The sequence below is a fragment of the Prevotella conceptionensis 9403948 genome, from assembly GCF_000312305.1.
GTDB classification, from domain to species: Bacteria; Bacteroidota; Bacteroidia; order Bacteroidales; family Bacteroidaceae; genus Prevotella; species Prevotella conceptionensis.
The window spans coordinates 1-6,149 of sequence record NZ_HE999468.1 but is presented as its reverse complement, the minus strand read 5'-3'; the positions used below and the strand labels follow the sequence as shown (position 1 = coordinate 6,149).

Genomic DNA, 6,149 nt, shown 5'->3' with positions numbered 1-6,149 from the left:
TTTTCATCTGGAGGAATAAAAAAAGATTACAATGAAACAGACATTGTCAATGAATTAAGGAAAGGATACTATGTATTAGTAAGTGGTTATGCAAAGGAAACGAAACACAAAAAGAAATTTTTAGGCATTACTATAAAGACTTGGTATTCATACTCAGGTGGGCATTGTTGGTTGGTTCACGGATTATTAGAAATGAGCCGTTCTGTCTTCCGCATAAAAAATGGGCAAACCATAGGTTCTTATATACAACGAAAGTATTATTTGTTGTGTAATATGGGATGGAATGGCTGGGATAGTGGTTATTATTATAGCGGTGCTTTTAATACAGATAAAGGTCCTGAGACAGATTTTGAAAAAACAAGAAGCAATAGTAAGGAAGATGGTAATTTTCGATATAAACTATCTGCTATCACAGAAATACGGAAATAAATAATGAATACGAGAGGGCTTTTTTGCTTTGAAGCCCCCTCGTTGTATTTACCCAATGTTCCCACAAGATATGGCTTTGGTAAAATATTTTTTCTTTTATAATCGAATTTTTCTGTTCATTTTGCAAAACATAGATTTCTGTTCGAATTTTTTCTCCCATTTTTCCTTGAACCACGTGGCAATCGGCACTTTGTCCACGAGCAGGTCAAGTACGGTCTTCCCATCCCTTTCCTCCCTGCCCACCTGCAAGCGTGCCTTCTCAACGGCGAACGAACGCCTGTACTCATCAGAATGCAGTTTCCCCGTAACAACGAGTACTTTGCCTTGCAGGAGTTCGTCCGTGTGTCTCTCTGACAATCCGACCGAACGGCAAAGCCTTTCAATACGGAAAAACTCGGCAAGCATGGGAAACCATTCCTTTGCCTTGTCGATGATGCGCCTGAGATTGCCGATTTCACGCTGATGCTGCTCCGATGCCCGCAACCGCTCGGCGACGTGGCTTTCCTTCATTTTCTGCATATCCGTGCGCATCTGTCCGATGCTCTCTTTCAGTTCCGCCACCTCACCATGCAACTGCCTGTTCTCGCTTTCAAGCCTGCTCACTTTATTACCGCCCAACAGGGAGTTGATGCCGTTGAGTGCTGCTGTGGCGGTCTTGGTAGCTGAGTTTTTCAGTTCCACCGTTTTTTTCTCCGCCTTGATGCGTGCGAGTTCCATTTTGGCTTGCTCTGCCTCCTCGATGATGCACCGTGCTTCCGCCTCCCTTGCCAGCAGGTTGGCGATGTTCTCCTGTATGTCCTCGCCCTGCGTGATGAGATTGCGGTAATACTCATGCGTGGAGAGGTGCTTGGCTGTCGAGCCCCTGACACCCCTTTTCAGCCCGTACTTCGCCATGTGTTCGGCGTAGGTGTCCTGATACCTGATGAGGTTGGCACGGCTCATCACCTCGTCTGCGCAGAGGCGTGGGGCTGTCGCTTTCGTCCTGTACCTGCGCTTTGCCTTCTCTTCCTTTTTCTGCTTCCTGCGCTCACCCTGCACTATCGGCACTACGGTGGCATGGATGTGCGGTGTTTCCTCGTCCATGTGCAGGACTGCCGACACGAGGTTGTCCGCCCCGTAGGTCTCTCTCAGCCACGCCACGCTGTCATCGCACCACTCTCCGAGCCTCCTTTCGTTTTCCATTCGTTCCATATCCTCGTGCGTTCCGCTCAGCACGATGCGGATTGCCTGTACTTGGTTCTTCCCTATCTTGCGTTTCAGCCCTGCCGTGTCAAGGCGGTGGCGTATGGCAGCCGTGCGGTTGCACACACCGTCGGGAAACCTGATTAACTCACGGTTGAGGTGCGTTCTCGTAGGGTCTATGTTCTTCGGCACGATGGTGCGCTCGATGTGAGCCGACATTCCGCTGTCGGCTCCCTTTGCCTTTTCCAAATGCAATACGCAATATCCCATATCCTTTTGTCTTTTTTAGATGTTGTCATTATCTTGTTTTCGTTGCCTTGATGTCCTTAGATACGGTCGGTGGACAATCGTTGAAAGGAGGAAAGACTTCCTTTCGGCTTGCTCGTTTCTTTATGCCGACAGGCTCGGCAGGGGTGTCCAGAGGGGTGCAACCCCGTTGGCTTATTGGGAGATTTTCAGCGGACACGGAGTGAAGCGTGAGGAAAATCCCCTAATAAGCTACGGTATTTTCTCTTTTGAAAATATCCGTACCGTGCTTACCACGTGGGCATTTGCCCCAGCCACTTCTTTCCCTTGTATTCTGAAGTCCCCACGGCTTCTCCATCGGTGCTGCCGATTGGACTTGTTTCTCCGAAGGCATACTTGGACTGCACCCGAATGTCTGAACCCCCTGCATACTTGGAAATACAGAATGCACGGCTTGCCGTGACTACCTTTTCTACTGCTTATATCAGCGTGTTCTGCCTGTTCCGTTTCCGCCTGTAATGCCACTGCCGTTTCCCACCGAAGTCGGAGTGATGAAAATTCTGATGAATTGATGAATCTTGTTTCAATAATCTGGAAATCAGTACAATATGCTTTCATTATGTCCTCATCAAGCCGCTTGTCAAAGCTGAGTTTCATCATTTCCACTCCCCCTATCCCTGCATTTCCTCCAACTGCTTCCTGCCGATGGTGTAGAAACGCCCCGTGCGCCTTACCTCCGTGTATGGGCGCATGTTGTCATAGCTCGGTTGGCAGGTCGTATAGGTGAGCGTGTTTTCGGCAGGAGTGAGTTTCCATATATCCTGCACAATACGCCTTACCTGCGTCCTGTCCGTCCTGCAGCCTGCGCAGTTCAGCAGAAGGAGCATGTCGTTGATGCAGAAAGAGAAAGCGGACGCTTTCATGCAGTCCATGACTTCAAGGCAGGTTTCCGCCATCTCCACCTCTGTCCTGTTACGGTTGCTCCGTATAATCCTGCTCAGGGCTTGCGTGTGGATGAGTTCGGGACTGAACCACATGCGGCTCTCTTTCTTCGTGGAGAGCGTGCGGTGCTGGAGGAAAAAGAGGAAGGCGGGTATTTCCTCCTTTATTCTTTTCAGAAAGTCAGTGTCGTCCTTTTCTATCCTCCCCACCTTCCTCACCCAATAGCGTGTCTCCCCTGCGTCGATGATGACGGGCAGACGCTCGTTGTTGGAGCATAGAACGAACTTGGCGAAGAACGAAATCTCGTCTCTGTCCTTGCCCTTCGCCTCCACCTTGTAGGAAAGGGTGGTGCTGAGGTTCTTGAGCCGCTCGCTGTCCTCCCTGCGGTCGAGAAGCACCTCGTCCACGAGGATGAGCAGTTTCCCTGCCCAGTCCGAGTTGAACTGACTTCGGAAGTCCTCGTTGGTGTTGAAGGTTACATTGCCCCCGAAGAGGGCTTTGAGGAAGTTGAGGAACGTGCTCTTGCCCGTGTTGCGCTCCTCTGATACGAGCAGCAGGATGGGCAGTTTCTCTATGGGATGCAGGTAGAGTAGTTGCAGGTAGTCCATGCCAAGTTCGTACTGCTCCCCGAAGATGTGCCTTGCCAATGCCTCGATATGGGGAAACACACCTTGCTTCGGATGATGCCCCGTCGGCTCGTAGAGGTTGAGGAAACTGCCTACTACGGGCTGATAGTTCACATGGTCGGGGACGGTGCAGAAACCGTCATACTTCGGGACGGTCGCCAGATAGTCCCTGCCGTAGTCCTGACGGAGCGTCTCGTTGTTCCACACGATGCGCTTCCTTACAAAACCGCCTCCGACAAGAGGCATGTCTGCAAGTTTGTAGAGCGTTGTGCCCACACGGACGAAAGCCCCGTCCTTTTTTCTTTTTTCGGGCATATCTTCCAGCAGCCCGTCATTGTTTTTCTTATCCATTTCTTTCTTGCTTAAATGGTTGATATATAGCATCGTGCAAAGTTACGGACATCGTTCGGAAAACTACTTGTGAAGAATGGCGCGGAACGGTGAAAGAAAAACGGAATGGAATAAAAACAGGGGAAAGCAGGGAGGTGCGGAGCAATAATTGAGGGGAATAGGAGGATAATTTTGCAGGATTTGTCGAGGGTTGCTGAAAAAGGGAATATGCCTTTTTCTTTCATCGTTCGCAAGCGTCTGATGATATGTTGATGAACTTGCAATCGCTTGATATTCAATCATATTATATCAATATTCATCAATTCATCAAAATAAAAGAAGCTGTGCTCGGTGAGTTTTTCTTTTCTCGGCAGTCCTATACGACTCGTCCCTAACTGTTATCCCTGCCCTTCAACCACCCAAAAAGAAAAAGGTTTATTCCCCATCGACACAAGGGGATAAACCTCTATAAACCTCTGTCAAGGCGTTTCAGCAGGGACTGCCTGCCCGTGCAGGAAGGAGCATGACAAACCTTTCGTGCCGTTCGTTCAGCATTGCGATGACATGCTCCCGAAGCCTTTTTGCCCTTTGCGACCTGATACGGAACGCAAGGGCTATGACCATTTCAAGGCTGTACGCATCAAGCCAGCGACCCTCCGCCACCCTTATGTTCCTCTCTGCCGTGCAGGGATGCAGCAGCCCGACCTTGTATATTTCCTTGACCTGCGTGCGGACGGAATGTCCGAACACGCCAAACAGGTTGGCAATCTCATACTCGCCCATCCATATCTCGCCGTTGGGTATAGTGACGTTCCCGTGTTCGTCCATCGTGATTATCTGACGAGCATTGTTGTTTGTATCTTTCCCTTTCATTGTTATCCTATCTTGATATTGCCGAATGATACGTTGAGCTTACTGCCGAGCATGGAGAGGTCGGTGTCGAGTTTCTCGGTGGTTATCTTCGCATAGAGTTGCGTGGTTACGATGTTCGTGTGTCCGAGTACACGGCTCACGCTCTCGATGGGCATGCCCTTGCTGAGTGCCAATGTCGCAAAGCCGTGCCTTGCGCAGTGGAAGGAGATGTCCTTTGTGATACCGCACTCGCAGATGACTTTCTTGAGCCTCTTGCAGACCGTCCAGTAGTTGATGTCCCCGAATATGGAGTTGTCTTTCTGAAACGGTCTGTATCGTTCGATGATTTGCAGGGGGACATCAAGCAACTTCACTTGGAACGGAACATGCGTCTTGTGTCTTCTCGCAAGTATCCACTTCTCGCCGTTCACCTCCACTATATCGTCGGTGGTGAGTTCCTTCAGGTCCACGAACGAAAGGGCGGTGAAGGAGGCGAAGACGAACAAATCACGCACGAAGGCGGAGTGACTGTCGGCGAACTCGTGCAACATCAGTGCCTTCAGCTCGTCCTCCGTAAGGAACTCACGCTCCTTCGTGTTCGGACTGACATGGAACTGCGCGAACGGGTTTCTGGGTATCTTGCCGTTGAAGTGCGCACGCATCACCACGCCCTTGAGCCACATGCAGTTCAGCCAGATAGTGGCGTTCCTGTTTCCTTTCACCGTGCTGAGGTACACGGCGAAGTCCCTGATGAAGTCGGGGGTGAGTTCCAGCATCGACATATCGCTGCGGTTGTACTTGTAGCGGATAAACCTCGCCGTGTTTTCCCTTGCCCTGAGCATCACCTTGTATGTCCCCATGCTCCTGTCCTTGCCCACACGCTTGAGCAGGGAGGCGCAGTCCCTGTCAAAGGATTTGAGCAGGGTGTCGTACTCGCTGCCAAGCCCCTGATAGGCGTTGCGCACCATCTCTGCCGTGACGAATGCCTCACGATCGGAAAGCCTTTGGTAGTGCTTGATGATTTGCGCCTTGATGTTGTCAAGCGAGAGATTGGTTGCGATGGCTTCCTTGCTCCTACCTTTCGCCCTGTTGCCTCTCACATCCCACAACTCCCTCGGGATGGTGCGCTTGCAGCTGAACTGTGCCACCGTGCCGTTGATTGTTACACGCCCCATGATGGGGACGATACCGTTTTTCTCCTTGCTGCCGTTCACATAGAACAGCACCTTGAATGTGCTTCTTGCCATTGCCTCTTCTTTTTGGTTGCAAAATTAAACATGAAAGAGCCTAACCCTGCTATGCAAAATATGGAGCAACAAAGCAACAGCAACGGATGCACGGAAAATCGCTGTTTTTCTCCTTTTTGGTGGAGGTGGTTACCCTGCTTTCGGGTAACGATTTGAAAACCTTTCTATTTCAATAATCCGCATATTACTGCCTCGTGGCAGGTGGCGGATTTTCTGCAGTTTGCGCCGTATGTCCTTAATAATCAAGCCCAATTGCGTTAAACTGCCGACTTTATGCAAATATTACAGCAATTTT

At 50.2% G+C, this 6,149-nt stretch carries 4 protein-coding genes and 1 pseudogene; 1 reads left to right on the top strand and 4 read right to left on the bottom strand.

The annotated features are described in order from the left end of the window. Window positions 1–429 (top strand): annotated as a pseudogene (locus BN93_RS17820) (C10 family peptidase); the annotation flags it as partial. A 96-nt stretch (window positions 430–525) separates the two neighbouring features. Here the strand turns inward: BN93_RS17820 and mobV are convergent. The 4 genes from mobV to BN93_RS15590 form a co-directional block, all read right to left on the bottom strand. Beyond that, on the bottom strand, window positions 526–1,881 hold the full coding sequence (mobV, locus tag BN93_RS15610; protein WP_027952991.1) for a MobV family relaxase: 1,356 nt from the start codon (window positions 1,879–1,881) through the stop codon (window positions 526–528). 647 nt (window positions 1,882–2,528) lie between these two features. Then, window positions 2,529–3,776 (bottom strand): primase-helicase family protein, encoded by a 1,248-nt coding sequence (locus tag BN93_RS15600; protein ID WP_084768867.1) that lies wholly within the window; start codon window positions 3,774–3,776, stop codon window positions 2,529–2,531. Between the two features lie 468 nt (window positions 3,777–4,244). Beyond that, window positions 4,245–4,628 carry a hypothetical protein gene (locus BN93_RS15595; protein ID WP_019189219.1) on the bottom strand — a complete coding sequence of 128 codons (384 nt, stop codon included), beginning with the start codon at window positions 4,626–4,628 and terminating at the stop codon, window positions 4,245–4,247. Between the two features lie 2 nt (window positions 4,629–4,630). After that, entirely contained in the window at window positions 4,631–5,854 is a 1,224-nt protein-coding gene (locus tag BN93_RS15590; protein ID WP_019189218.1) for a site-specific integrase, read from the bottom strand. Between the last annotated feature and the right edge of the window lie 295 nt (window positions 5,855–6,149).